Annotated in this window: 1 protein-coding gene and 1 pseudogene; both read left to right on the top strand. The window is 38.2% G+C overall.

Translation table 11 applies throughout. The annotated features are described in order from the left end of the window. A pseudogene (locus tag ACFIK0_RS09280) lies at positions 1 to 317 on the top strand (integrase); the annotation flags it as partial. A 207-nt stretch (positions 318 to 524) separates the two neighbouring features. Continuing rightward, complete coding sequence (locus ACFIK0_RS09275) at positions 525 to 725, top strand: AlpA family transcriptional regulator (RefSeq protein ID WP_015856172.1); 201 nt, start codon at positions 525 to 527, stop codon at positions 723 to 725. Positions 726 to 929 lie beyond the last annotated feature (204 nt).

Genomic DNA, 929 nt, shown 5'->3' with positions numbered 1-929 from the left:
TAAAAGTAATTGAACAAGCCCGCTGTATCTCTAAAAGTGATTTCATCTTTTCACTTACCGGTCGTGGTCCTCTTTCACATACGATAATGGCGGCGTATATGAGAAAAAATAAAATTGAAGCCTGCCCCCATGGTTTTCGTTCTAGTTTACGCAATTGGCTCGCTGAAACAACCGATGCCCCCTATGAAGTCGCTGAAACCATTCTAAGTCATACGGTCGGCGGTAAAGTAGAGCGTGCCTATCGTCGTACTGATTATCTAGAACAGCGCCGTGTCTATATGGATAAATGGGCGGCTTATGTCACAGGTCAAACCTAAAATATGGGGTGAATAACCCCATGATCTGTGGATAACTTTAACTCTCTTTTCTCTCATTCTCTCTCAATAAGAGTCATAAATTATCACATAAGAAATTATATGATAAAATATTGTTTTCTATAAATAAAATACCTTCGAAAATGAACCAAAATGTGGTTAATAAATGGTTATGATTTGTTACCATTTTTATAGTGAAAGGATTTTAATATGACAGAAAATGATATTCTTTTAACAGACCGTGAAAGTGCAAAATTGCTTCATATGAGTGTTTCAACATTTCGCCGTCATGTAACTAATGGCTCTCTCCCAAAACCTTTAAAATTTGGTTTTTTATCGCGTTGGTTACAATCAGATCTTTTGAATGTCATCGAGCAAGCAAAGCAGCAACGTTATAACGACGCGGCATAAAAAAAACCTTGTCACGTAAGGACGGACAAGGCTTTCTCAAGCTCATCAACCTAGAGCTTTATTTGGTGTAAATTCAAGGCTTTCTCTGCTGAAGCAAGACCTAAGGTTTGCATTCAAGTTGTTCTGAATGTTTTTTACAATAAGGGCTATTTAAGCGTCTCTCAACACTTCGCTGAGGCATGACAGCACCAGGACGACATATGG

The sequence above is a fragment of the Bartonella sp. CL63NXGY genome, from assembly GCF_042194905.1.
Taxonomy (GTDB): Bacteria; Pseudomonadota; Alphaproteobacteria; order Rhizobiales; family Rhizobiaceae; genus Bartonella.
Note: the sequence above shows the minus strand (reverse complement) of the source record. Positions and strands in the feature narration are given on the sequence as shown.